The 24,153-nt window shown below is 63.0% G+C and carries 31 protein-coding genes, 1 pseudogene and 1 riboswitch; of the genes and pseudogenes, 14 read left to right on the top strand and 18 right to left on the bottom strand.

Annotated features, from left to right (window positions below; genetic code table 11):
• The first annotated feature begins 25 nt into the window (after positions 1-25).
• Both CO669_RS02235 and CO669_RS02240 read left to right on the top strand, forming a co-directional pair.
• Positions 26-292 (top strand): tautomerase family protein, encoded by a 267-nt coding sequence (locus CO669_RS02235; RefSeq protein WP_283806765.1) that lies wholly within the window; start codon positions 26-28, stop codon positions 290-292.
• 133 nt (positions 293-425) lie between these two features.
• Positions 426-830 carry a thioesterase family protein gene (locus tag CO669_RS02240; RefSeq protein ID WP_097657555.1) on the top strand — a complete coding sequence of 135 codons (405 nt, stop codon included), beginning with the start codon at positions 426-428 and terminating at the stop codon, positions 828-830.
• Between the two features lie 92 nt (positions 831-922).
• Here the strand turns inward: CO669_RS02240 and proC are convergent, their stop codons facing one another.
• Both proC and CO669_RS02250 read right to left on the bottom strand, forming a co-directional pair.
• On the bottom strand, positions 923-1,750 hold the full coding sequence (gene proC / locus CO669_RS02245; RefSeq protein WP_097657556.1) for a pyrroline-5-carboxylate reductase: 828 nt from the start codon (positions 1,748-1,750) through the stop codon (positions 923-925).
• Positions 1,751-1,926: 176 nt separating this feature from the next.
• On the bottom strand, positions 1,927-2,427 hold the full coding sequence (locus CO669_RS02250; RefSeq protein ID WP_097657557.1) for a type III secretion system chaperone family protein: 501 nt from the start codon (positions 2,425-2,427) through the stop codon (positions 1,927-1,929).
• A gap of 429 nt (positions 2,428-2,856) precedes the next feature.
• A riboswitch (FMN riboswitch) is annotated at positions 2,857-3,015 on the top strand.
• Between the two features lie 78 nt (positions 3,016-3,093).
• Here CO669_RS02250 and CO669_RS02255 point away from each other — a divergent pair.
• Positions 3,094-3,651, top strand: coding sequence for a 6,7-dimethyl-8-ribityllumazine synthase (locus tag CO669_RS02255; RefSeq protein WP_097657558.1), 558 nt, complete (start codon positions 3,094-3,096; stop codon positions 3,649-3,651).
• Between the two features lie 118 nt (positions 3,652-3,769).
• Here CO669_RS02255 and CO669_RS02260 read toward each other — a convergent pair whose 3' ends face one another.
• From CO669_RS02260 to CO669_RS02285, 6 genes are all read right to left on the bottom strand, one after another.
• The gene (locus CO669_RS02260; protein ID WP_198963774.1) at positions 3,770-4,723 is read right to left on the bottom strand and encodes a ribose-phosphate pyrophosphokinase; all 954 of its coding nucleotides are present in this window, start codon (positions 4,721-4,723) and stop codon (positions 3,770-3,772) included.
• 192 nt (positions 4,724-4,915) lie between these two features.
• Positions 4,916-5,530, bottom strand: a complete 615-nt coding sequence (locus tag CO669_RS02265; protein WP_097657560.1) for a hypothetical protein — start codon at positions 5,528-5,530, stop codon at positions 4,916-4,918.
• 140 nt (positions 5,531-5,670) lie between these two features.
• The gene (gene pgeF / locus CO669_RS02270) at positions 5,671-6,438 is read right to left on the bottom strand and encodes a peptidoglycan editing factor PgeF (RefSeq protein WP_097657561.1); all 768 of its coding nucleotides are present in this window, start codon (positions 6,436-6,438) and stop codon (positions 5,671-5,673) included.
• Entirely contained in the window at positions 6,438-7,553 is a 1,116-nt protein-coding gene (locus CO669_RS02275) for a class I SAM-dependent methyltransferase (protein WP_097657562.1), read from the bottom strand. Before CO669_RS02275 ends, pgeF begins: the two co-directional genes overlap by 1 nt.
• A gap of 21 nt (positions 7,554-7,574) precedes the next feature.
• Positions 7,575-8,420 carry a prolipoprotein diacylglyceryl transferase gene (gene lgt / locus CO669_RS02280; RefSeq protein WP_198963775.1) on the bottom strand — a complete coding sequence of 282 codons (846 nt, stop codon included), beginning with the start codon at positions 8,418-8,420 and terminating at the stop codon, positions 7,575-7,577.
• Between the two features lie 14 nt (positions 8,421-8,434).
• Positions 8,435-9,166, bottom strand: coding sequence for a dienelactone hydrolase family protein (locus CO669_RS02285; RefSeq protein WP_097657950.1), 732 nt, complete (start codon positions 9,164-9,166; stop codon positions 8,435-8,437).
• Between the two features lie 166 nt (positions 9,167-9,332).
• On the opposite strand from CO669_RS02285, the gene CO669_RS02290 reads away from it, so the two are divergent.
• From CO669_RS02290 to ychF, 4 genes are all read left to right on the top strand, one after another.
• On the top strand, positions 9,333-9,584 hold the full coding sequence (locus tag CO669_RS02290; protein ID WP_007596812.1) for an accessory factor UbiK family protein: 252 nt from the start codon (positions 9,333-9,335) through the stop codon (positions 9,582-9,584).
• 257 nt (positions 9,585-9,841) lie between these two features.
• Positions 9,842-10,558, top strand: coding sequence for a 50S ribosomal protein L25/general stress protein Ctc (locus tag CO669_RS02295; protein ID WP_097657564.1), 717 nt, complete (start codon positions 9,842-9,844; stop codon positions 10,556-10,558).
• Between the two features lie 61 nt (positions 10,559-10,619).
• Positions 10,620-11,225 (top strand): aminoacyl-tRNA hydrolase, encoded by a 606-nt coding sequence (gene pth / locus CO669_RS02300; protein WP_097657565.1) that lies wholly within the window; start codon positions 10,620-10,622, stop codon positions 11,223-11,225.
• Positions 11,226-11,348: 123 nt separating this feature from the next.
• Entirely contained in the window at positions 11,349-12,446 is a 1,098-nt protein-coding gene (gene ychF / locus CO669_RS02305; protein WP_097657566.1) for a redox-regulated ATPase YchF, read from the top strand.
• Positions 12,447-12,562: 116 nt separating this feature from the next.
• Here ychF and CO669_RS02310 read toward each other — a convergent pair whose 3' ends face one another.
• Positions 12,563-12,859 (bottom strand): DUF4282 domain-containing protein, encoded by a 297-nt coding sequence (locus tag CO669_RS02310; RefSeq protein WP_018648333.1) that lies wholly within the window; start codon positions 12,857-12,859, stop codon positions 12,563-12,565.
• Between the two features lie 199 nt (positions 12,860-13,058).
• On the opposite strand from CO669_RS02310, the gene CO669_RS02315 reads away from it, so the two are divergent.
• The 3 genes from CO669_RS02315 to CO669_RS35830 all read left to right on the top strand — a co-directional run bounded on the left by CO669_RS02315 (position 13,059) and on the right by CO669_RS35830 (position 14,337).
• Positions 13,059-13,511 (top strand): MaoC family dehydratase, encoded by a 453-nt coding sequence (locus CO669_RS02315; protein WP_097657567.1) that lies wholly within the window; start codon positions 13,059-13,061, stop codon positions 13,509-13,511.
• Positions 13,511-13,993 carry a MaoC family dehydratase gene (locus CO669_RS02320; RefSeq protein ID WP_097657568.1) on the top strand — a complete coding sequence of 161 codons (483 nt, stop codon included), beginning with the start codon at positions 13,511-13,513 and terminating at the stop codon, positions 13,991-13,993. Before CO669_RS02315 ends, CO669_RS02320 begins: the two co-directional genes overlap by 1 nt.
• Positions 13,994-14,190: 197 nt before the next feature.
• A complete protein-coding gene (locus CO669_RS35830; RefSeq protein ID WP_018318322.1) occupies positions 14,191-14,337 on the top strand; it encodes a hypothetical protein in 147 nt (48 codons plus the stop codon).
• Between the two features lie 38 nt (positions 14,338-14,375).
• On the opposite strand, the gene CO669_RS35835 is transcribed toward CO669_RS35830, so the two are convergent.
• From CO669_RS35835 to CO669_RS02340, 5 genes are all read right to left on the bottom strand, one after another.
• Positions 14,376-14,513, bottom strand: a complete 138-nt coding sequence (locus CO669_RS35835; protein WP_018648329.1) for a hypothetical protein — start codon at positions 14,511-14,513, stop codon at positions 14,376-14,378.
• Positions 14,514-14,879: 366 nt separating this feature from the next.
• On the bottom strand, positions 14,880-15,302 hold the full coding sequence (locus tag CO669_RS02325) for a hypothetical protein (RefSeq protein WP_097657569.1): 423 nt from the start codon (positions 15,300-15,302) through the stop codon (positions 14,880-14,882).
• 246 nt (positions 15,303-15,548) lie between these two features.
• Positions 15,549-16,475 carry a hypothetical protein gene (locus CO669_RS02330; RefSeq protein ID WP_097657570.1) on the bottom strand — a complete coding sequence of 309 codons (927 nt, stop codon included), beginning with the start codon at positions 16,473-16,475 and terminating at the stop codon, positions 15,549-15,551.
• 375 nt (positions 16,476-16,850) lie between these two features.
• Complete coding sequence (locus tag CO669_RS02335; RefSeq protein WP_097657571.1) at positions 16,851-17,291, bottom strand: nuclear transport factor 2 family protein; 441 nt, start codon at positions 17,289-17,291, stop codon at positions 16,851-16,853.
• Positions 17,292-17,526: 235 nt separating this feature from the next.
• Positions 17,527-17,973 carry a nuclear transport factor 2 family protein gene (locus tag CO669_RS02340; protein ID WP_097657572.1) on the bottom strand — a complete coding sequence of 149 codons (447 nt, stop codon included), beginning with the start codon at positions 17,971-17,973 and terminating at the stop codon, positions 17,527-17,529.
• A 279-nt stretch (positions 17,974-18,252) separates the two neighbouring features.
• On the opposite strand from CO669_RS02340, the gene CO669_RS02345 reads away from it, so the two are divergent.
• The 4 genes from CO669_RS02345 (at position 18,253) to CO669_RS02360 (ending at position 19,846) form a co-directional block, all read left to right on the top strand.
• Positions 18,253-18,492, top strand: a complete 240-nt coding sequence (locus tag CO669_RS02345; protein ID WP_097657573.1) for a hypothetical protein — start codon at positions 18,253-18,255, stop codon at positions 18,490-18,492.
• A gap of 96 nt (positions 18,493-18,588) precedes the next feature.
• Positions 18,589-18,768, top strand: a complete 180-nt coding sequence (locus tag CO669_RS02350; RefSeq protein WP_063197224.1) for a hypothetical protein — start codon at positions 18,589-18,591, stop codon at positions 18,766-18,768.
• A 321-nt stretch (positions 18,769-19,089) separates the two neighbouring features.
• The gene (locus tag CO669_RS02355) at positions 19,090-19,476 is read left to right on the top strand and encodes a hypothetical protein (RefSeq protein ID WP_097657574.1); all 387 of its coding nucleotides are present in this window, start codon (positions 19,090-19,092) and stop codon (positions 19,474-19,476) included.
• Positions 19,477-19,483: 7 nt separating this feature from the next.
• Positions 19,484-19,846, top strand: coding sequence for a hypothetical protein (locus CO669_RS02360; protein ID WP_097657575.1), 363 nt, complete (start codon positions 19,484-19,486; stop codon positions 19,844-19,846).
• 780 nt (positions 19,847-20,626) lie between these two features.
• On the opposite strand, the gene CO669_RS02370 is transcribed toward CO669_RS02360, so the two are convergent.
• From CO669_RS02370 to CO669_RS02380, 4 genes and pseudogenes are all read right to left on the bottom strand, one after another.
• Positions 20,627-20,908, bottom strand: a complete 282-nt coding sequence (locus CO669_RS02370) for a hypothetical protein (RefSeq protein ID WP_097657576.1) — start codon at positions 20,906-20,908, stop codon at positions 20,627-20,629.
• A gap of 8 nt (positions 20,909-20,916) precedes the next feature.
• Positions 20,917-20,985, bottom strand: a pseudogene (locus CO669_RS36625) (hypothetical protein); the annotation flags it as partial.
• Between the two features lie 39 nt (positions 20,986-21,024).
• Complete coding sequence (locus CO669_RS02375; RefSeq protein WP_158228731.1) at positions 21,025-22,983, bottom strand: NACHT domain-containing protein; 1,959 nt, start codon at positions 22,981-22,983, stop codon at positions 21,025-21,027.
• A 4-nt stretch (positions 22,984-22,987) separates the two neighbouring features.
• Complete coding sequence (locus tag CO669_RS02380; RefSeq protein ID WP_143278602.1) at positions 22,988-24,148, bottom strand: nucleotidyltransferase family protein; 1,161 nt, start codon at positions 24,146-24,148, stop codon at positions 22,988-22,990.
• Positions 24,149-24,153: the final 5 nt, after the last annotated feature.

Here is a 24,153-nt window from a genome sequence, read left to right on the forward strand (position 1 = left end):
GACCCGCGCATCCATCTTCAAAATGATGGATTGCCGGGTCAAGCCCGGCAATGACAATGGACGATCAACGACGAGCAGGGAGAGAAGAATGCCTGAGATCACCGTCAGCATGGCCGAGGGCCGCACCGACGAGCAGAAGGCCGGCATGATGCGCGACATCACGCAGGCACTGGTGAAGAATCTCGGCGTCGATGCCGATGCCGTCGTCATCCAGATCAACGAAGCCCCGCTCCGCCACAAGATGAAGGGCGGCAAGACGTTTGTGGAGCGCGCGGCGGCGGCGAAGAAGTGACGCGTCAGCGTCATTCCGGGGCAGCCCGTCAGGGCTGAGCCCGGAATCTCGATCGACAATCTCTGGATTCTCTGGTGCGCAACCGCGCACCATAGTTCGCGCTTCGCGCGCCCCGGAATGACGAGCAAGCACCATGGACGCACGCGACTCCATCAAGGTTGGCATGAGCGCCGAGCGCACGCTGGTGGTCCCGGCGGAGCGCACGGTCGGGCATTTCGTGCCCGGCATGCCCATGGTCTATGCGACGCCGATGATGATCCTGGAAATGGAGATGACCTCGGGCGATGCGATCCGCTCGGCGCTTCAGCCGGGTTGGGTCACTGTTGGCACCGAGGTCGACATCCGCCATCTCGCAGCCGCCCTCGTCGGCGCGACGGTGCGGACCACCGCGAAGGTCGTCGCGGTCGAACGCCGCGTCATCCGTTTCGAGGTCGAGGCGTTCGAGGGCGCGCGCAAGCTCGGCGAAGGCCGCCATGCGCGCGGGCTCGTCAATGTCGAGATGTTCAACAAGCGGCTGGGTGCAGGCTTGGAATGGTAGGGCGGGCAAAGGCGCGAAGCGCCGTGCCCACGTTCTTCGTGATGGAGACAGGTCGTGGGCACGCTCCGCTTTGCCCACCCTACGGCACCTGCTTACTTGGCTAGCTCTTTCGACCGTCTCGTCGCGGCGGCGATCGCGCGGATCATGAGGTCGCGCAGGCCTGGCTCGCCCATCAGCACGCCGAGCGCTGCGGCGGTGGTGCCGCCGGGCGAGGTGACGTTCTGGCGCAGCGTGGCGGAGGGCAGCTCCGATTGGTGCAGCAGTTCGCCGGAGCCCGCGACCGTTTCGCGCGCGAGGCGGGTTGCAAGTGCCTCGGGTAGTCCGGCCTCGACGCCGGCGCGGGCGAGTTCCTCGGCGAGCAGGAACACATAGGCCGGCCCCGAGCCGGAGACGGCCGTCACCGCGTCCATCAGGCTTTCATCCTCGACCCATTCGACCGAGCCGGTCGCGCGCAGCAGCGCATCGGCCACCGCGCGCTGCGCGGCGCTGACATTGTTCGCTGCGACGGCAACGGTGATGCCGCGACCGATCGCGGCCGGCGTGTTCGGCATCGCGCGTACCACGGCGCCGCCGCAGACCTCCTGGAGTGAGGCGATGGTGGTTCCCGCCATGATGGACACCACCGAAGTCTCGTCCGAGACGAGCGATTTCAGCTTGGCGCCGGCCTCGCGGAACATCTGGGGCTTCACCGCGACGACCAGCGTCTCGACCGTGCCGATCGTGGCTGCATCGGGATTGAGCGCGACACCCTTGGCGGCGAGCGCGGTGATCTCTGGCGAAATATGCGGATCGATCACGGCAACGCGGCGCGGATCGAGTCCGCCTGCCAGCCATCCGGTCAGCATGGCGCCGCCCATCTTGCCGGCGCCGGCGAGCACGATGGTGCCGGTGATGTTTTGGAGAGTGTCGTTGTTCGCCATCGCTGCTGCCACAAACTCAGGCGTCATCCCCGCGAAGGCGGGGATCCATAACCACAGGCGGTTCTAGTGGATCGAGGTGTTGGCAACAAGCCGCGTGCCACAAGAGAAATCACGCTGCATAGGTCCCGGATCTTCGCTTCGCTCGTCCGGGACGACGGTGGAGGGCGGGGCGAGCCCTACGCCTCTCCGACCGTATCGAACATCGCCGCGTCCATGGCTTGCGCGGTGGTCTTGCCGGCCCACACCACGAACTGGAATGCGGGGAAATAGCGCTCGCAGGCGTGGATGGCGCCGGCCAGCATGGCCTCGCATTGCGCTGTCGAGGCGGTCAGTCCACCCGGCAGCACCAGCGCCTGGCGGTGCATGATCATGCCGGTGTTGGTCCACAGATCGAAATGGCCGACCCATAGCTGCTCGTTGACCGCGGCGACGAGCCGCTGCACCTCGCTACGGCGCGCGAGCGGAATCTTCATGTCGAAGGCGCAGGCCAGATGCAGCGCCTCGATCTCGCCCATCCAGGTGAAGGAGAGCTGGTAGTCGGTCCATTGTCCCTTCGAGACAATCGTGAGTTCGTCTTCGCCGGAGCGTTCGAACGGCCAGTTGTTGCTGGCGGCGATATCCTCGACCACCGCGAGCGGATGGCTTTTGGAATCGATAGTGCCTTCGAGCAGGGACATGCCGTCTCGACCTCTTGCCTTTTTGTTGTCCTTGATACGCACACGGGTTGGGCCCGGCGCGCGCTCCCTAAACGTCGCTACGGCGTCCCCTCGGAGTTGCCTTTGCGATCTCCTCGGGGTCTTGCGATCCTCGGATCAGCGCGGGCCTGTCGCGGATCAAGTGATGTGATTTGCGGAATCTGCGCAACGGGGTCCCGAGTCCGTCCACAAGCCAGGACTCGTTCGTCCACAGCTCATCTCCGCCACAATTCTTAACGGGAAGAACAAATCAGAATCGAAAACGCCGGCCGGCGCCAATCGTTAATTCCGCCGTGCGAGGGCCGAACCGCCGCCCGGGCATGGGACCATGCGATTTGCCCATGCGGAACGCGCTTGCCGCGCCGGCCCGCCGGCTGCATATTTCCTCTCAGGCCGTTCATTCCGGACGGCCGATGTTCTCAGGGCGGGGTGAAAGTCCCCACCGGCGGTAAGGGCCGAAAGGCCCAAGCCCGCGAGCGCCTTCCCCAAGGTCTTTGCCGAAGGGAAGGGTCAGCAGATTCGGTGCAACTCCGAAGCCGACGGTTAAAGTCCGGATGAAAGAGAACGGTCGGTGGCGGACGCATCGTGAGGATGCGGCCGTTTGTCGTTCCGTGTGCCCTGATTCTGGTCCTTAAACCGAGGAAAGCCATGAATCAGATGTTGCAAGATCCCCAGACCGAAACTGCAGTCTCCCCACCGCCGGTTCCGCAAGGACCCGCGACCGAACACCCGCGCTTCGCAAAGCCGCAGCGGGTGGCCTTCGTGCAGGCCTGCTGGCACCGCGACGTGGTCGAGGAAGCCCGCATCGCTTTCATCAAGGAAGCCGAGGCGCGGCACCTCACCCATGTCGACGTGTTCGAGGTGCCGGGCTCGTTCGAGATCCCGCTGCACGCGCAGGTCCTGGCCAAGACCCGGCGCTACACCGCCATCGTCGCCGCCGGCCTCGTCGTCGATGGCGGCATCTACCGCCACGAGTTCGTCGCCGACACCGTGATCAAGGCGCTGATGGACGTGCAGCTCCGCACCGAGGTGCCGGTGTTCTCGGCCGTGCTGACGCCGCAGCAATTCCACGAGACCGAGGTGCATTACGACTTCTTCCGCAGGCACTTTACGATCAAGGGCGTCGAGGTCGCGGCCGCCTGTGCCGAGACGCTGCATGGCCTGGAGCGCCTGCGCGGCCAGGTCGCGGCGGGGATCGTGGGGTAGGCAGGCTGCCGTAGGGTGGGCAAAGCGCAAGCGTGCCCACCTTCTCTCGCAAACAAAAAAAGGTGGGCACGGCGCGTCGCGCCTTTGCCCACCCTACATGACCTTCCGGGTTGACGGATCAGTCGAACAGGCTCGAGACCGACTCCTCGGCCGCCGTGCGCGCGATCGCGTCCGAGATCAGGCTGGCGATCGGCAGGGTGCGGATGTTCGGCGCCTTGGTCACCGCTTCCGTCGGCAGGATCGAGTCGGTGATCACGAGCTCCTTCAGCCTGGAGTTCGTGATGCGGGCGGCCGCGCCGCCGGAGAGCACGCCGTGGGTGATGTAGGCGTAGACGTCCTTGGCGCCCTTGGCGATCAGCGCATCGGCCGCGTTCACCAGCGTGCCCCCGGAATCGACGATGTCGTCGATCAGGATGCAGGTGTAGCCGGCGACGTCGCCGATCACGTTCATGACCTCGGATTCGCCCGCGCGCTCGCGGCGCTTGTCGACGATGGCGAGTGGGGTGTTGATGCGCTTGGCAAGACCGCGCGCTCGCGCCACGCCGCCGACGTCGGGCGAGATCACCATCGTCTTGGAGAGGTCGAACTTGTCCTTGATGTCGCGCACCATCAGCGGCGCCGCGTAGAGATTGTCGGTCGGGATGTCGAAGAAGCCCTGGATCTGGCCGGCATGCAGGTCGAGCGTCATGACGCGGTCGACACCGGCCTGGGTGATCAAATTGGCGACCAGCTTGGCCGAGATCGGCGTGCGCGAGCCCGATTTGCGATCCTGCCGGGCGTAGCCGAAATAGGGCAGCACCGCGGTGATGCGGCGCGCCGACGAGCGGCGCAACGCGTCGGTGATGATCAGCAACTCCATCAGATGGTCGTTCGCCGGGAACGAGGTCGACTGGATGATGAAGGCATCCGAGCCGCGGACGTTCTCCTGGATCTCGACGAAGATCTCCATGTCGGCGAAGCGCCGGACGACGGCCTTGGTCAGCGGCAGGTCGAGCCCTTGCGCGATGGCCTGGGCGAGAGCCGGATTGGAGTTGCCGGCGACGAGCTTGATGGAGCCGTTTTTAGCCGACATGGACGCTTCCTCCCGCGCTTTGCTGGATACGACGTTCAACATCTCAGATCCCACTGGAAGCACGGTTACGACGGGCGAGGAAATATCAGGCCGAGGGCTGCGATGGCAACCCGGGATGCTACGTTTTCCCTTCGAAAATCCTGAGTCGGGCCAACGGCTTGGCCGCAACTTGAGGCCGTGGTTTAGCGGGGGTTATTGCTCGGCGTAGCCGAGCGCCGAGGCCGGCATCTCGGGCGCGGGCGCGATCGGAACGGAGCTCGCCACCGCGGGGCCGCGCAGGCTAGGCGCCGTGCTCGGCGCATCCGGCGTTCCGTTGATCATGTTGGAAAGTCCGCTGAATCCGGCCTGGGCGATCTTCCGCAGCACGAGGTCGTCAGCCGCGTTCCAGGGATCGCGGCCGCCCTTGGCCGAGGTCGGTTCCTCGCCGGAGAGGCGCAGCGCGCGCTGCTGGTTGGCATCGTAGACGTCCCAGACCCAGGCGATCACGGTCTTGCCGCGCACGACCTGGGCGGAGAGGTAGCTGCGCACGCGATAGGCAGCCGTTCCCTCGCGGGAGACCACGGACAGGCTGCGCAGCTTGGATTCGCTGTCGAGCACGCCGACCATGCGGTCGAACACCTGCGGCGGCGGGCCGTCGATCGATTCGAAGGCGACCGTCGCTCCCGAGCCGGTGCTCGGCGCCATCGCGTAGGAATTGGCAGCGCCGCCACCGCCGGCGCAGCCGCCAAGCGCGGCCGAGGCCGCCAGCAGCATGGCCGCCAGCACGCGCGAACCCGCACGGCCCAGGATGAATGACGCGTCCCTCATTATGGAGGGCAGCGATATCGTTAAAATCGATTAAGGTCTAGGGCGAGGGCGACACAGACCACTGTCATCGCGTCCAGGCACCGTCATTCCAGGTTCGGCTCTTCGAGCCGCCCCGGAATGACACGAGGTTGCCCTTGTGTTCACGCTTCGAGCGCAATCGCGTGAACGTGGCGGCCGTAATCCGGCTCCTTGCGATGCACCGAGCGGCGATAGCTGAAGAAGCGTTCGTCGGCGTAGGTGTCGAGACCGAGGTCGTCGATCATCAGGATGCCCGCGGCTTCCAGGCGCTTGCGGATGAGGCCGGCGAGATCGAACATCGCGTGGCCGTCGCGCACCGACGGGACGAAGAACATCGCATTGTCCGCGTCCGCCTCGATGAAGCGCGCCACGAACTCTTTGCCGACCTCGTAGCTGTCCTGCCGGATCAAGGGCCCGATCGCGGCGATGATGCCGCCGCGCGTGGCGCCGAGCTGCTCCATCGCTGATATCGTTGCTTCCAGCACGCCGGTCAGCGCGCCTTTCCAGCCGGCATGCGCGCCGCCGATCACGCGCGCATGGGGATCGACGAACAGCACCGGTCCGCAATCGGCGGTGGAGACGCCGAGCGCAATGCCGGGCGTCTTCGTCACCAGTGCATCGCCCTTCGGCCGCGGCCCGCTCGGCCACGGCGTCTCGGCAACGAGCACGTCGGGCGAGTGGATCTGGTGCAGGCTGAGGAAACGCTCCGCGGCGACGCCGACATGCTCGGCCATGCGGCGGCGGTTCTCCGCGACGAGGCCCTGGTCGTCGCTGGAGCCGAGTCCGCCGTTCAGCGCGGAATAGATGCCGCTGGAGACGCCGCCTTCGCGCGTGAAGAAGGCGTGGCGCAGGCCGGGCACCGCTGCCAGCAGCGACGAGGTGAGGGTCATCAATTGCCTCCGGCCTGTTCGAGATCGCTGAGGCCGGCAATGCCCGTCAACCGCGGCTCGGAGATGCCGAGCACCTTGAACATCGAGCCCATGCCGCTGCGCCCGGTGTCCGTCAGGCGCTTGAGGGCGATCGAAATGTCGGTGCCGACCTCCGGCGTTGCCTTCTGCATCAGGGCGGCGGCCCTTGTGTCGATGCCGATGCGCTTGAGGAAGTCGCCTTGCGTCACCGGCCCGTGCACGCGCGCCCCGACATCCTCGGCCGCGCGCGCCAGCGCCTGGAAGTCGACATGGGCGGTGACGTCGGCCTGGCCCGGTGCCTTCAAGGGATCGGCGAAGGTGTGGCGCGCAATCGCCTGGAAGGTGTCCCCGGCATCGCTGCGCAAATGGCCGTAGTCGATGATCAGGGCCGCGCCGTCCTGGTCGCGCACGCGCGTGGCGAGCTTCATGATCTCGCCGTCGGGCCGCCATTCGAACACGGCGCCGATTGGCGCGGCGCGTACCAACGGCGGCAGCAGCACGTCGAAGCGCGGCGTCGGCTCCGGAGCCGCGCCGAACTGAAGCTTTCCGTTGCCGTCGATCTCGATCACGCGCTCGTGCCAGCCGTTCTCGTGGCGGACCATCTGGTGGATCGGCAGCACGTCGAAATATTCGTTGGCAAGGATGATGCTGGGACCATCGGGCACGTCGTCGATGCTGTCGTGCCAGGTGATGTTGCGCACGGCCGACAGCGTCGCACCCTGCCGCTCGCGCAGCACGGGATTGACTTCGACCATGTGGATGTGGAGCGCCTGGTAGAGCGGCGGCAGCACGCGGAGCGCGCGCAGCGCATCCGCCATCATGGTGCCGCGGCCGGGGCCGAGCTCGATCAGCCGCAGGAATTGCGGCGAGCCCATCTGCTTCCACACCGAGGCGGTCCACAATCCCAGCAGCTCGCCGAACATCTGGCTGACCTCGGGCGCGGTGGTGAAGTCGCCCTCACGCCCGAGCGGATCGCGCGAGACGTAATAGCCATAGCGCGGATGCATCAGGCACAGTTCCATGTAGCGCCAGACCGGCATGGGGCCCGAGGCTCTGATCAGCGCCTTGATCTCGTTCAGTAGCGGCTGGTCGGTCACGATCCGTCTTCTCGAAATGAATTAACTGATAGCCCCGACGGGCTTCGGCGCACCGCGCCTGACTGCCAATACAATAAGTATGAGGCCGACGATAAGCATCGGGATCGACAGCAGCATGCCCATGGTTAACCCGCCCCAGAGGTAGCCGAGCTGCACGTCCGGTTCGCGGAAATGCTCGCCGATGATCCGCGTCAGGCCGTAGATCAGGATGAAGCTGCCGAGGATCATGCCCGGCCGCTTCAGCGCCCCGAAGCGGATCATGATCGCGAGCACGGTGAACAGCAGGATGCCCTCCATGCCGGCTTCGTAAAGCTGGCTCGGATGGCGCGGCAACTGGGTCGGGTCGTCGGGGAAGATCATCGCCCAAGGCAGGCTGGGATCGGTGGCGCGGCCCCACAACTCGCCCTTGATGAAATTGGCGATGCGTCCGAGCAGCAGCCCGACCGGAGCGACCGCGGTGGTGATGTCGCCGAGCGACAGGATGGAGATGCCGTTGCGATAGGCGAAGCACATCACCGCGACGACGCAGCCGAGGAAACCGCCGTGGAACGACATGCCGCCCTCCCACAATTTGAAGATCGCGAGGGGATGCGCGACGAAGAAGGGCAGATTGTAGAACAGCACGTAGCCGGTGCGGCCGCCCAGGATGATGCCGAGCGTGACCCAGAGGATGAAATCGTCGATCTGGAGCAGCGATATCGGCGCCGGCCCGCCCCACAGGCGCTCGTTCTTCAGGAGCGAACGCGCGTAGAGCCAGCCGAGCACGATGCCGCAGATATAGGCCAACGCGTACCAACGGATGGCGAACGGTCCGAGCGCGATGGCGACCGGATCGATGGACGGAAAATCGATGAGCAGGAAGGGCATCACGCCTTCTATATCTAGACGAGATTGCGGCGATAGAGCGCCAGCAGGCGCTCCCAGTGCCGCTCGGCCGCGTCGCGGTCGTAGGCCGGGCGCTTGGGGAAGGCGAAGCCGTGATGGGTGCCGGGATAGATCTCGACCTCGGCGTTCGCGCCTGTCATGCCCGCCTTGACCTTCTCGATGATTTCCGGCGGCGCGTAGATGTCGGTCTCGGCGCAGGCGAAATAGAGTTCGGCCTTGGTCTTGCTTGCTGCGAGATGCGGGCTGTCGTCCTGATCGGTCGCGAGCTGCACGCCGTAGATCGAGGCGGCCGCCTTGACGCTGGCAGGGAAATGCGTGGCCGCGTTGATGGCGTAACGTCCGCTCATGCAGTAGCCGACGGTGCCGACGATTTTGGTGTTCGCGGCCGCCTGACCCTCGGCGTAGGTGAGCAGCGCCCTGGTGTCGTCCATGATCATGGGGATCGTGAGCGAGCCCATCAGCTGGAACATGCGCTTGCGCTCCGGTGCGTTCGGATCCGCCGGCAGAGCGCCGAGCTCCATCACGCCGGAGCGGTAATAGAGGTTCGGCAGCATCACGTAATAGCCTGATGTCGCGAGCCGGCGCGCCATGTCGCGCAACTCTTCGCGGATCGCCGGCGCATCCATGTAGAACAGGATGACCGGAAACGGCCCGCCGCGTTCGGGATGGCTGATGAAGGTTGCGGTGTGCCCGTCCCGGGTGGGGATCGCGATCTGCTGGTCGATCATCTCGTGCGCCTTGTGATTCTTCTTATGCAGGGACGTCGAATACGATTGCAAGGAAACCGGTTCATGACAAGGATACCGCCGCTCCGCACTTGAACCGTTCGGCCCGGATTGCCATTGTCTTTCCGAGCGTTCGCGTGAAGTTTATCTGAGCTGCCAGGAGACCGACATGACCCAGACCAACAACCGGTTTTTCGACGAGATCGGCCGCCTGATGAACGACGCCGCCGGTGCCGCCCAGGGCGTCAAGCGCGAGTTCGACACTGTCATGCGCACCCAGGCCGAGAAATTCCTGCGCGACATGGATCTGGTCAAGCGCGAGGAGTTCGAGGCGGTCAAGGACATGGCGCGCCTGGCGCGCGAGGAGAACGAGGCCCTGAAAGCGCGCATTGCGGCGCTGGAGGCCAAGCTCGGCGGGTAGGCTTTCGTCGTTCCGGGGCGATGCGCAGCATCGAACCCGGAACCTCGAGATTCCGGGTTCGGTCGCCGTCGCGACCGCCCCGGAATGACGGTTCGTCCGACACTCCCTCGGCCGCCCCATTCTCCTTGTCATTTCCGCGGCTTCCGGCTAAAAGCCCGCCAAGTTCGTGGCCCCCGCACCCCTGGAGGCTTGCTGCGAGCTATGCCATGGGCCGCGCTGCGGCCCATTAACTTTTGCAAAAACAAGGACTTAACGACATGGCGACGACCGTCAAGGAATTGAAGGCGACCGCACGTCCGAAGAGCGGCAAGGGGGCCGCCCGGGCTGAGCGTCGCGCCGGGCGAGTGCCCGGAGTGATCTATGGCAACAACCAGCCCCCCGTCACGATCTCGATCGAAGATCGCGAACTGCGCCAGCGCATCCTTGCTGGCCGGTTCCTGACCACGCTGGTGGACATCGATCTCGAGGGCAAGAAGCACCGCGTGATTCCGCGCGACTATCACCTCGATCCGGTCAAGGACTTCCCGATCCATGTCGACTTCATGCGGCTCGGCGAAGGCGCCACCATCCGCATCAGCGTGCCCCTGCACGTCGTGAAGGCGGAAACCTCCCCGGGCGTGAAGCGTGGCGGCACGGTCAACATCGTCGCCCACGCGATCGAGCTCGAATGCGGTGTCGAGAGCATTCCGCAGTACATCGAGGCCGACGTCGGTTCGCTCGAAATCGGTCACTCCTTGCATCTGTCGGACGTCAAGCTGCCGAACGGCGTGAAGGCGCTGACCCGCGAGGACGCGACCCTCGTCACCATCGTGCCGCCGTCCGGCTACGCCGAAGAGCAGAAGGCCGCCGCTGCGGCTGCCGCTCCGGGCGCTGCTGCGGCCGCTCCGGCGGCTGGCGCTGCGGCTCCGGCTGCGGGCGCTGCTGCACCTGCCGCTGCTGCCAAGGCTCCCGCCGGCGGCGACAAGAAGAAGTAATCTCTCGAAAGAGCTGGCGCGTGGTCCCTGACCGCGCGCTAGCTGAGGGGCGCGCCGCGTCATGCGACTCTTTGTTGGGCTCGGCAATCCCGGCGCGAAATACGCACGTAACCGGCACAATATCGGCTTCATGGCCGTCGACGAGATCGCGCGGCGTCATGGTTTCGCACCATGGCGCCGTCGCTTTCAGGGCGAGACCTCGGAAGGCACGCTCGGCACTGAGCGCGTGATCCTGCTCAAGCCGACGACCTACATGAACGATTCCGGCCGCGCAGTGCAGGAAGCCGCTGGCTTCTTCAAGATCGCGCCGGGCGACGTCACCGTGTTCCATGACGAACTCGAGCTGCCGCCGGGCAAGGTGCGCGTGAAGATCGGCGGCGGCATCGCCGGCCACAACGGCCTGCGCTCGATCTCGGCGCATATCGGCAACGACTACCGCCGCGTGCGCCTCGGCATCGGTCATCCCGGCGTCAAGGAGCTGGTGCATGGCCACGTGCTGTCGGACTTCGCGAAGGCGGACAGAGACTGGGTGGCGACGCTCTGCGAGGCGGTGGCCGAGCATGCAGGCCTGGTCGCCAAAGGCACGGACGCGACCTTCGCCAACAGGGTGCATCTCGCCATGCAGGCGAAGGGATTTTTGACCAAGGACGAGAACGGCAAGGAATAACACCTGTCATCGCCGGGCTTGATCCGGCGATCCATCCTTCGAAGACGATGGATGCGCGGGTCAAGCCCGCGCATGACGAGTTCGGAAGACATTTACGCGCGGAGCGCGGAGGCCAGGACCACCATGGGATTCAAATGCGGGATTGTCGGCTTGCCCAATGTCGGCAAGTCGACCTTGTTCAATGCGCTGACCGAGACGGCCGCGGCGCAGGCGGCGAACTATCCGTTCTGCACCATCGAGCCGAATGTCGGCGAGGTCGCCGTGCCCGATCCGCGGCTGGACAAGCTCGCGGCCATCGCCAAGTCCGGCCAGATCATTCCGACCCGGCTGACCTTCGTCGACATCGCCGGCCTCGTGCGCGGCGCTTCCAAGGGTGAAGGCCTCGGCAATCAGTTCCTTGCCAATATCCGCGAGGTCGACGCCATCGCGCACGTCGTGCGCTGCTTCGAGGATTCCGACATCACCCATGTCGAGGGCAAGATCGCCCCGCTCGCCGACATCGAGACCATCGAGACCGAGCTGATGCTCGCCGATCTCGACAGCCTCGAGAAGCGCGTCGACAACCTCACCAAGAAGGCCAAGGGCAACGACAAGGACGCCAAGGAGCAGCTCGACCTCGTCAACCGCACCCTGGTGCTGCTGCGCGAGGGCAAGCCTGCGCGCCTCGTCGAGCGCAAGGCGGAAGAAGAACGTGCCTTCGGCATGCTCGGCCTGTTGTCGTCCAAGCCCGTGCTCTATGTCTGCAACGTCGAGGAAGGCTCGGCCGCGACCGGCAATGCGTTCTCCAAGGCGGTGCAGGACCAGGCCGCCAAGGAAGGTGCCGTCGCCGTCGTCATCTCCGCCAAGATCGAATCCGAGATCGCCACCATTTCGCGCGAAGAGCGCGCCGACTTCCTGGAGACGCTTGGTCTCGAAGAAGCCGGCCTAGATCGCCTGATCCGCGCCGGCTACCAGCTTCTCGACCTCATCACCTATTTCACCGTCGGCCCGAAGGAGGCCCGCGCCTGGACCATCCACCGCGGCACCAAGGCTCCCGCCGCGGCTGGCGTGATCCACACCGATTTCGAGAAGGGCTTCATCCGCGCCGAGACGATTGCTTATGAGGATTACGTGGCGCTCGGCGGCGAAGCCGGCGCGCGCGATGCCGGCAAGCTCCGCCTCGAAGGCAAGGAATACGTCGTCGCCGACGGTGACGTGATGCATTTCCGGTTCAATAACTGAGCCGCAAAGAGTGCTCTCGTAGGGTGGGCAAAGGCGCATCGCGCCGTGCCCACCACCTGCTGCCATTGTGAAAGATCGTGGGCACGCTTCGCTTTGCCCACCCTACGAAACCGTCCTCACCGCATCCCGCCGCCCTGGTCCCGGATCGCGCCGAGATGCTCGTTGATGCGGAACACGATCAGGATCAGCTCGGCGACGATGCGCGAGAACACGATTCCGACGACGACGCTGGCAATCGAGGACAGCAGCACCAGGAAGCCGCCGAACGGGCTGATGGCCATCGCAGCGAGCCCTGAAAAGATGCCGGAGAGGCCGAACAGGCAGATCAGCGCGATCACCAGCCAATAGAAGGTCTTGATGATCGTCGGCGTGATGAAGCGGTCCCATTGAAACAGGTCGCTGAATGAAAACATTGCTCTCCCCAAGGCAAATTCCAAGGCAAATTCCGAGGCAAGTCGGGACGTCAGGTCGGGCCCCGGCACGTGGCCTGCGGCTGATCCGACTCAAGACCAAAGCCACCGCGTGATATGTAGCACGAGCCATGCGGGCCGGCGGGTTGAGATTGCCGCAAAGTGCGGCCACAATCTGTCATTCCCGCAAAGCATTCCCAAGATGACCCTGACCTTCGAAGATTTTCCGCCCGGCCGGTTCGGAACGTTCGGCCCGCGCCATGTCACCCGCGACGAGATTCTGGCCTTTGCCGCCGAGTTCGATCCGCAGCCCATGCATCTGGACGAGGAGGCCGCGGCCAAGAGCATGCTGCGCGGCCTGTCCGGCTCAGGCTGGCATCTCTGCTCGCTGATGATGCGGATGATGGCCGACGGTTTCATTACCCGTGCGGCTTCACTGGGATCTCCAGGCGTCGACGAGGTGCGCTGGCTGTCGCCGCTGCGGCCGGGCGACGACCTCACGCTCGAGGTCGACGTGCTGGAGGCGCGCACCTCGAAGAGCAGGCCCGAGCTCGGCATCGTCAAGTTCAAATGCACCGCGCGCAACGCCAAGGGTGAGGCGCTTGGCGAGATGACCTCGCCGATCCTGATCAAGCGGCGCGAGGGAGCGGTCTGATGCGGTTCTTCGACGACATCGAGATCGGCCAGCGCCGCGAGATCGGCAGCTACACGTTCACGGCGGAGGCCATCAAGACGTTCGCCGCCAAGTTCGATCCGCAGCGCTTTCATCTCGACGAGGAGGAGGGCAAGAACTCGCTGTTCGGCGGGCTCGCCGCGTCGGGCTGGCATGTCGGTTCGGCCTGCATGAGCCTGCTTGTCGCCGACGGCCAGCGCCTGGCGCGGGAAGCCGCGGCGCGCGGCGAGGAGGTTGCGGTGTGGGGCCCGTCGCCGGGCTTTCGCGACCTGCGCTGGATCAGGCCGGTGCTCGCAGGCGACACCATCGCTTACGTCAACGTCGTCACCGACAAGCGCAGCTCCGCTTCGCGCCCCGGCTGGGGCATTCTGACGGCTCGCACCACCGGTACCAACCAGCGCGGCGAGGAGGTCTATTCCATCACCGCCAGCGCCTTCGTGCCGATGCGCGCGAAGGCCGGTTAGATCTGTTCCAGGATGAACGGCCAGATGAGTGCGCGAGTGTTGCCCGCGCGCTATGGACGCGGTTCCGCGCGGCTGCCATAAGCCTGCGCAAGATGGTTACCGCGAAGCAGTTTGGCGGAACCAGTGAGTTGCTAACTAATTATGAACCTGTCGCTGTCTATTTGAAACGAATTGGCAGACGACAGGGGACGAGGACCATGGCTGATCGCGGCGCACTGAAATTTGTTGGATTTATCTTCGCGACCGCGACGCTGGCCGTGATGCTGGTCGCCGGCATGGTGGTGAAGGGCTATGCCGATGGTGCCTACACCCTGGAAGCCTCGGCCGTCGACGCGAGCCGGTAACAGTTCGTTAATTCTCGCGGCCGGCATCCGGCCGCATCTCAGCGGCTATAGACGAACGCCAGGACGGCGATCGCGACTGCCAGCAGCCCGACAAAGCGCAGCATGATCGTGCCGAATTGATTCGGCGCGGGCCGCAACGGTATCGGGTCCGTGGTGTCGGGCCGAATGCTTTCCATCTGAACTGTCCCCAAGGCCCGGCCGTGGCGGCACGGGCGCCTGGCATTGGTCGCCGGGGACAGGCGACGGGTTCAATGGTGAACCTTGCCAGCCACGTTGGCGGTGTGAATGCGTGTCCATCGCCCTAGTGTCGCACTTTTCGCAGCCACACACTCCGCCGCTGTCATGCCCCGGCTTGACCGGGGCATCGAGTACGCCGCGGCCTCTCGGCTCTTGCCTCGCTGTCCCTGGAATACTGGATCGCCCGCCTTCGCGGGCGATGACACCTTCCTTGGATAGGCAGTCCGCCCTTATCACATCCCTCTGAATCAAAACCGCCGCGCCCCTTGCGGAACGCGGCGGCCGGTGATGCTTGGCGCCAGTGCTCAGCTGTTGCGCAGGCCGTCGGCGGCGCGCTTCCACTGCGCGACGTTGTCGGCGATCATGCGGGTCGACTTCATCGCGGCCTGGCTGAGCTGGGCGTAGCCGGAGATCTCGCGCTGGACGCGCTGGCCTTCGGCGTGGAGCAGGTCCCGCAGGCTCTCGAGCTCGGAGATCAGGTTCTCGATCTCGGCGAGCGAGGTGCCCGCGACGCGCTGGATCAGCGAGTTGACGTTGTTCACGGTGGCTTCCGCGCTCGGGTCGAGCGGCGGCGCATCGGTGGTGGTCGACGCCGGACGGCGCAGATAGGCGATGTCGTTGCGGACGAAGTCACGGATGCCGGCCTCGACCTCCGTCACGGCGGCGAGGTTGGTGTCGACCGTCTCGGTCTCGGTGGCTTCGATCTTTTCCGGACGCATGGCGTTCATCGTTATTCCCCTGTTCGCGTTGAGCGCAGCGCGAGTGTCCCCCGCACGACGACGTCTGTGAGGCTTCCCTATCAGGGCGTCCGATTTTGACCGCAAATGGGCCGAGATGCGGCAAGGGCGGACCATTCGGGGGTTTTGCCGTGGCGTATGGTTACGAGAGTCTGAACGGCGGACGCGGCGAGGTGAATGCGCGGCGTGGCCGGTGCTCGTCTGCCTCGCGCTGCCTGCGGGGAGAGGTGAAAGACCTCACCAGCTCTTCTTGAAGCCGGCAGTGACGCTCTTGTTGACCGTGCCTTGCGAGGTCTCGCCGACCGAGCCGGATACGGTGACGTTGTCGAACAGCTTTTGCTCGGCGCCGACCTTGCGCAGCCATTTGTCGTCGGTGGTCGACAGCGTCTGGCCGGCGGAGATGCTGGTGCCGGTGTCGGTGAGGGTGACCTTGGCGGACTGGTCGGTCTCGTAATTGCGGGTGGTGATGTGGCCGCCGATGCCCGGGACCGCACTCGTGCCCTGTTGGTTGACGCTGTAGCCGTTCTGCAGCGTCAGCGAGGTGTCGCCGGACAGCGGTACGGATTTGGTCAGCGAGGCCCCGAGCTTGCTCTGCTCCGAACCGGGATCGACACGGGCTTCCACCGCGGTCTTGTCCCAGATCACGCCCGCGCCGGGCGCGGTTGCCGTCGCCCAGGCGCTGCCGGAGGATTGCGGCAGGTTGCCGCCATTGGTGGCCTTCTGCGCCAAGAGCTCGGACATCGTCCTGGGCTCGCTCGCCACCGTCATGTCGGCGCCGATCCGCGTATCCCAGAACGAGAACACCGACTGCTTCACGGTCACGGCCGAGGAGCCGTTGGCATTGGCGTTCGACGACCAGTCCAGCCCGTCCTTGGCGGCGGCCTGGGCGCGCTTCTTGGCGGCCATGGGGTCAATGCCGGTGCCGGCATCGACCGCGAGCTGACTCCAGTCGAGCTTGTCGACGTCGATGCCCTTCATCACGTCGGGGTCGTTGACGTCGGGGGCCTCCGCCACGGCCTCTGTCTCGGCCTCGTCGTCAGGCGCGGCCGCTGGGGCGGAGAAGGGCGGAATGATCTGCGCCGAAACCGTCAGCACCGAGCCCAGAATGAATGCGGCCGCCAGCACCGGCAGCCTGGCCCAGCCAAAACCTGTCGAGAATTCCATCGTCCTGCCCGCCAACCCCAGCGCATGTTGCCCGCCAATATAGGGCGAGCCCTGGTGATGACCATGCGCCATTCGGTCAGCCTGGATCAATGCGGATCTATCGTTGCGAAATTGTGGCAATTCGCGTGAGGGACGCGAACCAACGGGCCGCGCGAAAGGCGCGCGCCCGACGACGAGCTTCTCGGTGCGACGGCATCCGGCGGGGCTGGAGGCCAGGACGTCGCAGCCGGCATCGTCATCGGTCCCGGACATCGGGGCCCGTTGGTGTCCCTCTCAAGCGCGATGATCATCATCGCGCTTGAGGTTGTTGGTCGGGCATGATCTTTCCGGAAAACCGCTTAGCGCTCACGCGGCCGTTCGGGTCCGGATCATGCGTCAGCCGACGCTGGTCATCTTCGGCAGATGAATGGCGCGGCCGAGTGCCTGCTCGACCAGGTCGAACGTGTCGATCAGGACGCGCATGCTGACGAGCTTGCCCGCCCTGAACTGGGCGAACTGCGCGACCCGCAAGGAGATCGGCTTGTTGGAATCCAGCGCCGTCAGCGAATAGCGCACCATCGAGGCGGCGGAATCGACGCCCAGCATGATGCTCTCGCGCTCGAAACGGCGAACCCTGAAATTGTCGGCGAGCTGGCGGATGACGTCGAGCACGGCGTCCTTGCCCTGGCGCGCGCCGAGGAACGGAAACATGTCGATCGGGCCGTAGAGCGCCCACTCGACGTCCTCGTCGATCAGGGCCTCGATGTCCTCGAAATGCCGGTCGTTGATCGCGCGGTGCAACGCGCGCGAGAAACGCCAGAGGCTGTGCTCTGTCATTTTGGGCAGTCCTGAAGCTGGCTTTGCGGAAAAAACGGAAAACAACCCCATGCGCCGTCAGGCGCCGGGGCTCAACTCATTTGTATACGAACAAAATACCCGATTTCGGCCAAAACGCAATTCACGTTTTCGCAATGCACAATTGACGGCGATATGTGGGATTTGCAATAGAACCCCGTAATCTCCCGGGTTCCAGTGTGCCCGCGCGCGACGGGTTCCGGCAGAGGGACGGGGCTCAGTCCACCTGCGCACCGGTGATCAACGGCCCGATCTCGCGCTCCAGCACCTGCTGCACCAGATCGTAGGAATCGATGATCTCGCGGATCTGCGCCACCAGCCCGCCGCGAAACGTATAGAACACGGCCATGTCGAACTGCACGATGCGGTCGTTGCTGCGCTTCCTGAAATAGGCCTGCATGTAGGTCGCGACCTCGTCGCCCTCTGCAATGACGTGCGGCGCCTTGTAACGGATCTCCGAATAGCGCGCCCAGACCGTCTGCCACAGCGTGCGCAATTCGGCCTTGCCGTGGCGCGGCACCATGTGCGGCAGCACGTCGATCGGGGCATGGGTGAGGAAGTCGACGTCGTCGGTGCAGCAGGACAGCGCGGTCTCGAGATCGCCCCGCGCAAAAGCGTCGAGCAGATGCAGCACGCGTTGCCTGTTCAGCTTCTCAACCGTCATGCTGCTCCCGCCCCCATTGGCCGTGGATTGCAAACGCTACCGCGCCCCTCGCGGATCCATCAATCCGCAAAAACACAGGGTGCATGCCAACTATGACGCGCCGGCGCCATGCCGCGTTCATGGGGTGCAATTGCGGGTTGCGCAAATGTTCGCGCGCAGACTTTTGCACCTGGCGATGACGCCGCGCGCCTATCGGCGGGCGCGCCTCGCTCAGGTGATGGAACCCGGACCCGTCCCCGCCCGTTGACGGTTCAAAGCCGCATCCGGAGACATCGACCCATGAAATCTCTCATAGCCGTCACCGCCACCGCCGCGCTGCTCGTGCTCGGCGCGAGCTCCGCCGCCAACGCCAAGGGCTGCATCAAGGGCGCTGTCGTGGGCGGCGTTGCCGGCCATTATGCCGGCCACCACGGCGTGCTGGGCGCTGCCGCCGGCTGCCTCTACGGCCGGCACCACGCCAAGGAGCAGGAGAAGCAGCGGCAGCAGCAGAGCCAGATGAACGGGCAGGGGAAGCTGTAAGGCCGCGGAGAACCTCGCCCGTTCTCGCTTTGACGCGGCATGCTCCGATGGTAAATTCCTGTCGCTAGCGCTGGAGTTGAGCCAGGCGAGGGGACGATGGACGTCGGGAAGCTCTCGTGGGGTGTCGTCCTCGCAATCCTGTTCCTGTGCTTTTTCAGCGCTTTCATCAGAAATGCGTCCCACGCGCAGGGCGTCAAATACAATTGGCTCGGCGTCCTGCTGTCGTTCTCGACGATCGGCCTTGCCATCTACCTCGTGTTCTTCCGCCAGCTCTGACGCAGCCCGCCGGCTGCAGGGATATCGCATTTGTCGCTTTGCGCGAGCTGAGCGCGCGCCTCGTCCTTCGAGACGACCGCTTCGCGGTCCCTCAGGATGAGGCTGAGCGGCATTATCGCCCGTTGAAACTCGCGCAACGCACTCGGTCCTCATCCTGAGGGCCCGCCAAAGGCGGGCGTCTCGAAGGATGGCCACAGGCGGTATCATTTCTATATGCAATAGTCCTGCCCCCGGCTGGGAGGGGCCGATGCGTGAGGCAACTCACATCCCGGGCCTCACCCTGCGGCTAACGTCATCCCAATGTCATCAGGGAGACGTGCCATGGCTGCCATCGCAACCGCCAGAAAGTCCCGCCTGCACAACGCGATCGAAGGCCTCGCGCTGACCACGATCCTGCAGAGTTTCCCGACCTTCGCCGCCGCCGCCTTCCTGCTCAAGCTGGCGGGCAATCACGACCTCTCCGGCGACCCCGGCGTCGCCATCTTCGTCGCCATCGCCTCGCTCGCCCACGCGATGCTGGCGGTCACGTTCGGCCCGAGCTTCCCGCATTTGTTCAAGACCATCTACGAGCCGAAATTCTTCGAGGCCCATCTGTCGCTCGCCGACAAGATCGCGGCCTGGCGCACCCAGCCCGTCGCCTCGCTCCAGCTCGTCACCATCGTGCTGTTGCTGTCGGTGATGGCGGTGGTGACGGCGAGCGTGGGGTGAGGGAGCCATGCCGTTCATCACAGCGCGGAAACCTGCACCCTTCAACTGGCTCGAAGGTTTTGTGCTCACCACGGTCCTGCAGGGCTTCCCGATCTTCGCGGCGGCGTCCTTGATGGTGAAGCTGCTGGGCGCCTCGCACGGAGGCAGCCACGTGGTCACCATCACGCTGGCGTCGATCTTCTACAGCGTCTTCGTCATCGCGGCCGCCTCGGCATTCCCGAAGGTGAGGAGCGGCTACGAAGCCGGGTTCTTCGACGCGGGCCTGTCCTTCTCCGAAAAGATCGCTTATTGGCGCGCCAAGCCCGCGACGTCGATGCAGCTCATGGCCTCGGTGCTGCTGCTGTCGCTGCTGGCGACGATCGTGGGGTGAGGGTGTGTTCGTCGATTCCACGCTCGCAACGATCGGGCAGGTGGTATCCGCATCACTTTGCTGGCTTCCATTGCTCATTGCACACACCTCCGCATTCCCGCGGCGCGTTTCGCCCGGGCTTTGCCTGGTTGCGCGCCCCCGATTGGAAGAGAGGGCGCAGGGAAGGCCGGGAGCCGATTGGCTCCCGTGGCCGCCTGTGCAGAAGGTAGTCTGCGTGTGCAGGCACAGGCGGAAGACCACAGGGCAACCGGGACATCCCGGCCTTCCCTGCGCGATGGTTGGAACGGCTTATGGCGCGCTCTCCCCGGGGAGCGTTGCACTATTGCCCCCGTCACCTCAGGGATGACCGACACGCCGGCCCGGTTGGGCCGCTCGTGTCACCCCAAGACTTGGCGCCAGACCCCCGGGCGCCAGGACCACACGATTTTGCCGTACACGCATCCCATTTGTCGAAAGCGCGCCGTCCTGCTCACGGTTGCCCGCCCTGCAAAACCTCTCGCGCCAATGAGACCCGTGTCCACCGCCGCCCGGCCCCATGTCGTGACGATCGCGATACGCCCTCTCCGTCGGGCCGGAGTGAGTGAGGCATACGATAATTCCGAATTTCGGTAAAGTGGAATATTTTTGTGAGGAAGTGTTGACGCGTCGGGCAAAACAGTGCGCGAGGTGGGCCCGGATCACGCCGCGCCGTCATTGCGAGGAGCCCTTGCGACGAAGCAATTCAGACTGCGTCTGGGGAAGGATTCCGGATTGCTGCGGAGTCGCCGACGTATCTAGCGGTCAGTCCAGTGGATACGAACGTAGAAATTCTTTGGCAGCGTCGCGCGTCGAAAAGCGGCCAAGCTCCTTGTAGTCGGGATCGTCCTCCGCCTGATCGGACGACCGCAGCACGCGAACTTGCCGCCGTCCTCCACGATCAATTCCGTCAAGTTTCTCGCTGTTGAGAGGCGACATGTCGCGGAAGCCGCAGTGCGGACATTCGTGGTCGTAGGTGCACGACCATTCGCCGGTCCATGTCTTCTGGCAGCGGTCGCAGCGATAGATGTTGAGGAACCAGACCATGGCGAACCCTACGATTTCAGACGGTAGTTGCCGCGAGACAAGAACTCGAGGAAGCCACGATCACGCAAATACTGAAGCTGCTATTCGAGGGCTAAGCGTGGGCTGACGAAGCTGCGTTAGTGTCTAGTCGCATCGGCTTGTGGAATGCTATCCGGGTCCATTCCGTTCGGCAGTTCAGGAAGAGTAGGTTCTAAACTTGCAACAAATCTATTCGATGCACCTTCTTCCTCATGACTAATCTGGAATTCCCCATCCATAGTCAGCATCACTGATAGTGATTGAGTCTCCTTGCTGGGTGACTCGTCAAAAGCTTTACACAGTGCCTGACTTGCGGAACCGTCGCGTACCTTGTGAATCGCTTCTAGTAGCTCCGAGAGGGAGTGGATCCACTCTGCGCTATTCACATCTGGTGCAGTGACGATGAGGCGCCAAACAGAACTGCTCTCTGTCTGTACTTCCACGGATTTTGCTTCAGCGAATATATTTTCGATCAATAGCCTGCAATAGAATGCAAACCCATCGACAACGTTAGGATCGATTGTGAGGCGCTGACTGAGGGATTCACATAATCCAATTGCTAAGCCGGCGCGATAAGGCGGTGCGGCATTCAGCGCGTCTGCTACGATATCGGATGCATCGCTCGATAAGCCCGTCATAAATCGAAGCATTCGCGATGACTTCTTGTCCAAAGAGTCCGAAATTCTTCCTATCGATTCAGAAAACTTTGAACCAAGCCGGTCGATCCAGTGTAGGCACGTATAGAATTCTTGAATTAATTTGTGTCGGAACGACCAGGTGCCGTCATCTCTCCGCAGGATCATACTTGTGTGCTGTTCCAAGAGGGCGAGCACTGTAGCCGGCGCTTCGTCTGGATAAACGCGCCTAAGCTTATCTGCGACTTCCTGTGTCGAGAAGTGTCCAGAAGAAGAATCGACGTGATGAGCTAGGATCCTAAGTAAATTCGTCTTGCGAGCCGGCGATAGCTCCGCATTTTTTGATCGGACTATTCCCCTTACCGAATCCCATTCGTCGACCAGAGCTTCCATCATTGCAGCGATAGACTCAGTAATGAAATGAGGGCTCAGTTCCTTGCGTACATAGCGAGCGAGTAACAGTGTTAACAGGAGTGGGTTGCCAACCAAATCAAGGAGATAGGATTCAGAGGCCAAGCGAGTCCAAAATGGCTTCCAGGGCCTTTGACCGTGGAGTTTGTGAAAGATGATTTCGCGAACTTGCGCCTCATTAAAGGGACGAAGCTCGAAATCTGTAAACTCTGCGAACGGACGCGTCTCGACTCCCGTTCTGGTTGATAGAAAAAACGAGCAGTTCGCATACTGTTTTGCAAATAGCCGCAAGTCACGTGTCGCGGTATCTCGAAGGTCATTGGAGATTTCGTCGATTCCGTCTAGCGCGAACGTTAGTTCTCCTCGCTCGGCGAAATAACTGAAATTGTCTGCAAGCCAATCCCCCTTTAGGTCAACCAAAGCTCTCTTTGCGCATAACTCAAAGCTGTCAGTCTTACGCCAGTCTCTAAGCGCGATGTAGACCGGGATGTTCGTTTGCTGAGCGGTGCTATTGGACGTGCGGGCGATCTGCAGCATGAGATGTCTGAGCAGAGTAGTCTTGCCTGCGCCAGCTGAGCCGGAAATGATTACTCGGCGCGCATTCTTTGCGTGCATTAATGGGACGAGTTTTTTTAGGCTTCTGTTGTAAAGGGTCGGCTCAACAAAAGTCGCAGGCAGGTAGCAACGTTGCTCGGGTAAAATCGCCTCAGAAAAAGAATATGCTGAGTAGAACAAGGCTAGATAGTGCTCGGTGGCGCCGAACGGGCGCGGAGCGAATTCAATATGACTTTCCTTAGGCTCATGAAGTATGGCGTACGAACAATGGTCCGTTTCATTGGAGACAAATATTAGGGCGGGCATCTCCCTGCCGCCAAATACGACTTGTCCGTTTATCTGCTTGTGACGTCCCGTTAGGGCCGCCCCCAATTCGTCCGGATCAGGCAGAGGAAGGTCGCACCGCAGCCAATCTTGGTCGACCACAAAGATCGAGCCCTGTTGTTCGACAGGCAAGCATTTAGGTTTCGACGATGGAGGATTGTTCATTGAGTAAACCGCCAACTAGGGGTTCAAAGTAGGTGTCCCAAACATACGCGAGGCCAAGCTCTTCCATGCACTCTCGGTAAGTCTGCATGACCGTTGGATATTGTGCAGGGGATGAGCAGTTTCCGAGCACCTGCGCCTTTATGTAGTGAGATCTTATTTGGAGCCGCATACTGGGCAATGCGCCGACTAGATCTGTCGTAAGGCAGGTCTTGGTCTCGGGAGTTAACTGATAGCCGCGGGCAACGAACTTAATCGTTCTGATGAATATTTGTGCATATTGATGATGGTTTGCGCTGCCGCATATGAAAGAAAGGAGCTTTTGCTGAGCGTCTGAAATTCCTCTACCGGTAGGATCAATAATTACGTCGTTGATTGGTTCGTAGTAAACTGCATTACAAGAGAAGTCTCGATGTCGGACATCCCGTTCAAATCCCACCCCGAAGATCGCGTCTTTGGTGCCTGGCAAGCTATCAGAGAAAAGCTTTAGATCGATATGTGGGTCGCCGCTGCGCTTGGATCCTCCGATGCTGATATATCCGCGCTCCTTCGAGAGGGAAGGGTCATATCGAAACATGCTCGGTAGAAACTTCTTCGCCTGGACTAGCGGCATCGTAGTTACGACATCAATGTCATTGGCCGTGCCTCCATTAAGAGTGTCGCGCACGGTGCCGCCAACGACGTAGGCCTCAAATCCTCGGGACCATATTTCTTCAATTAAGTTTCGGTAGGTCGGACCCGGTGGTATTCGCCTCGCTAAGAGTTGGGCAAACCGTTGTGACGTGGCGCTGTCCGGTCGAATAATTTTTCCTCCGTTAGGCAAGGTCATCCAATTTGGGCCAACTCGGTTGAATGGGTCACAAAGACGGATCTCTTCAAACGATTTGGTAGTCCCGTTACCAAAATCGTTGAGGATCACGGCGTTCCCTTCGATGTCATGCCCAGTCATAACTCCACTAACCTGATGAGCTTCTGCGAACCAGCAAACCCGGTCGCCTGGTCTTGGCAGTGGGCAAATAGGCAATTTGAGGGAGCTTGGATCGATGAGCTGAATCACATCAAACAATGCCTCAAGGATAAAACTGCAACATTCTAGATTATCAATTGAATTGCAATGGAGAATTCGGCTACCCAAGGTTA

The organism is Bradyrhizobium sp. Y36, from assembly GCF_002531575.1.
Taxonomy (GTDB): domain Bacteria; phylum Pseudomonadota; class Alphaproteobacteria; order Rhizobiales; family Xanthobacteraceae; genus Bradyrhizobium.

Coding starts and splice junctions, on each gene's coding strand:
- CO669_RS02235 (WP_283806765.1), top strand. CDS start 26: ATGGATTGCCGGGTCAAGCCCGGCAATGACAATGGACGATCAACGACG.
- CO669_RS02240 (WP_097657555.1), top strand. CDS start 426: ATGGACGCACGCGACTCCATCAAGGTTGGCATGAGCGCCGAGCGCACG.
- proC (WP_097657556.1), bottom strand. CDS start 1,750: ATGGCGAACAACGACACTCTCCAAAACATCACCGGCACCATCGTGCTC.
- CO669_RS02250 (WP_097657557.1), bottom strand. CDS start 2,427: ATGTCCCTGCTCGAAGGCACTATCGATTCCAAAAGCCATCCGCTCGCG.
- CO669_RS02255 (WP_097657558.1), top strand. CDS start 3,094: ATGAATCAGATGTTGCAAGATCCCCAGACCGAAACTGCAGTCTCCCCA.
- CO669_RS02260 (WP_198963774.1), bottom strand. CDS start 4,723: ATGTCGGCTAAAAACGGCTCCATCAAGCTCGTCGCCGGCAACTCCAAT.
- CO669_RS02265 (WP_097657560.1), bottom strand. CDS start 5,530: ATGAGGGACGCGTCATTCATCCTGGGCCGTGCGGGTTCGCGCGTGCTG.
- pgeF (WP_097657561.1), bottom strand. CDS start 6,438: ATGACCCTCACCTCGTCGCTGCTGGCAGCGGTGCCCGGCCTGCGCCAC.
- lgt (WP_198963775.1), bottom strand. CDS start 8,420: ATGCCCTTCCTGCTCATCGATTTTCCGTCCATCGATCCGGTCGCCATC.
- CO669_RS02285 (WP_097657950.1), bottom strand. CDS start 9,166: ATGATCGACCAGCAGATCGCGATCCCCACCCGGGACGGGCACACCGCA.
- CO669_RS02290 (WP_007596812.1), top strand. CDS start 9,333: ATGACCCAGACCAACAACCGGTTTTTCGACGAGATCGGCCGCCTGATG.
- CO669_RS02295 (WP_097657564.1), top strand. CDS start 9,842: ATGGCGACGACCGTCAAGGAATTGAAGGCGACCGCACGTCCGAAGAGC.
- pth (WP_097657565.1), top strand. CDS start 10,620: ATGCGACTCTTTGTTGGGCTCGGCAATCCCGGCGCGAAATACGCACGT.
- ychF (WP_097657566.1), top strand. CDS start 11,349: ATGGGATTCAAATGCGGGATTGTCGGCTTGCCCAATGTCGGCAAGTCG.
- CO669_RS02310 (WP_018648333.1), bottom strand. CDS start 12,859: ATGTTTTCATTCAGCGACCTGTTTCAATGGGACCGCTTCATCACGCCG.
- CO669_RS02315 (WP_097657567.1), top strand. CDS start 13,059: ATGACCCTGACCTTCGAAGATTTTCCGCCCGGCCGGTTCGGAACGTTC.
- CO669_RS02320 (WP_097657568.1), top strand. CDS start 13,511: ATGCGGTTCTTCGACGACATCGAGATCGGCCAGCGCCGCGAGATCGGC.
- CO669_RS35830 (WP_018318322.1), top strand. CDS start 14,191: ATGGCTGATCGCGGCGCACTGAAATTTGTTGGATTTATCTTCGCGACC.
- CO669_RS35835 (WP_018648329.1), bottom strand. CDS start 14,513: ATGGAAAGCATTCGGCCCGACACCACGGACCCGATACCGTTGCGGCCC.
- CO669_RS02325 (WP_097657569.1), bottom strand. CDS start 15,302: ATGAACGCCATGCGTCCGGAAAAGATCGAAGCCACCGAGACCGAGACG.
- CO669_RS02330 (WP_097657570.1), bottom strand. CDS start 16,475: ATGGAATTCTCGACAGGTTTTGGCTGGGCCAGGCTGCCGGTGCTGGCG.
- CO669_RS02335 (WP_097657571.1), bottom strand. CDS start 17,291: ATGACAGAGCACAGCCTCTGGCGTTTCTCGCGCGCGTTGCACCGCGCG.
- CO669_RS02340 (WP_097657572.1), bottom strand. CDS start 17,973: ATGACGGTTGAGAAGCTGAACAGGCAACGCGTGCTGCATCTGCTCGAC.
- CO669_RS02345 (WP_097657573.1), top strand. CDS start 18,253: ATGAAATCTCTCATAGCCGTCACCGCCACCGCCGCGCTGCTCGTGCTC.
- CO669_RS02350 (WP_063197224.1), top strand. CDS start 18,589: ATGGACGTCGGGAAGCTCTCGTGGGGTGTCGTCCTCGCAATCCTGTTC.
- CO669_RS02355 (WP_097657574.1), top strand. CDS start 19,090: ATGGCTGCCATCGCAACCGCCAGAAAGTCCCGCCTGCACAACGCGATC.
- CO669_RS02360 (WP_097657575.1), top strand. CDS start 19,484: ATGCCGTTCATCACAGCGCGGAAACCTGCACCCTTCAACTGGCTCGAA.
- CO669_RS02370 (WP_097657576.1), bottom strand. CDS start 20,908: ATGGTCTGGTTCCTCAACATCTATCGCTGCGACCGCTGCCAGAAGACA.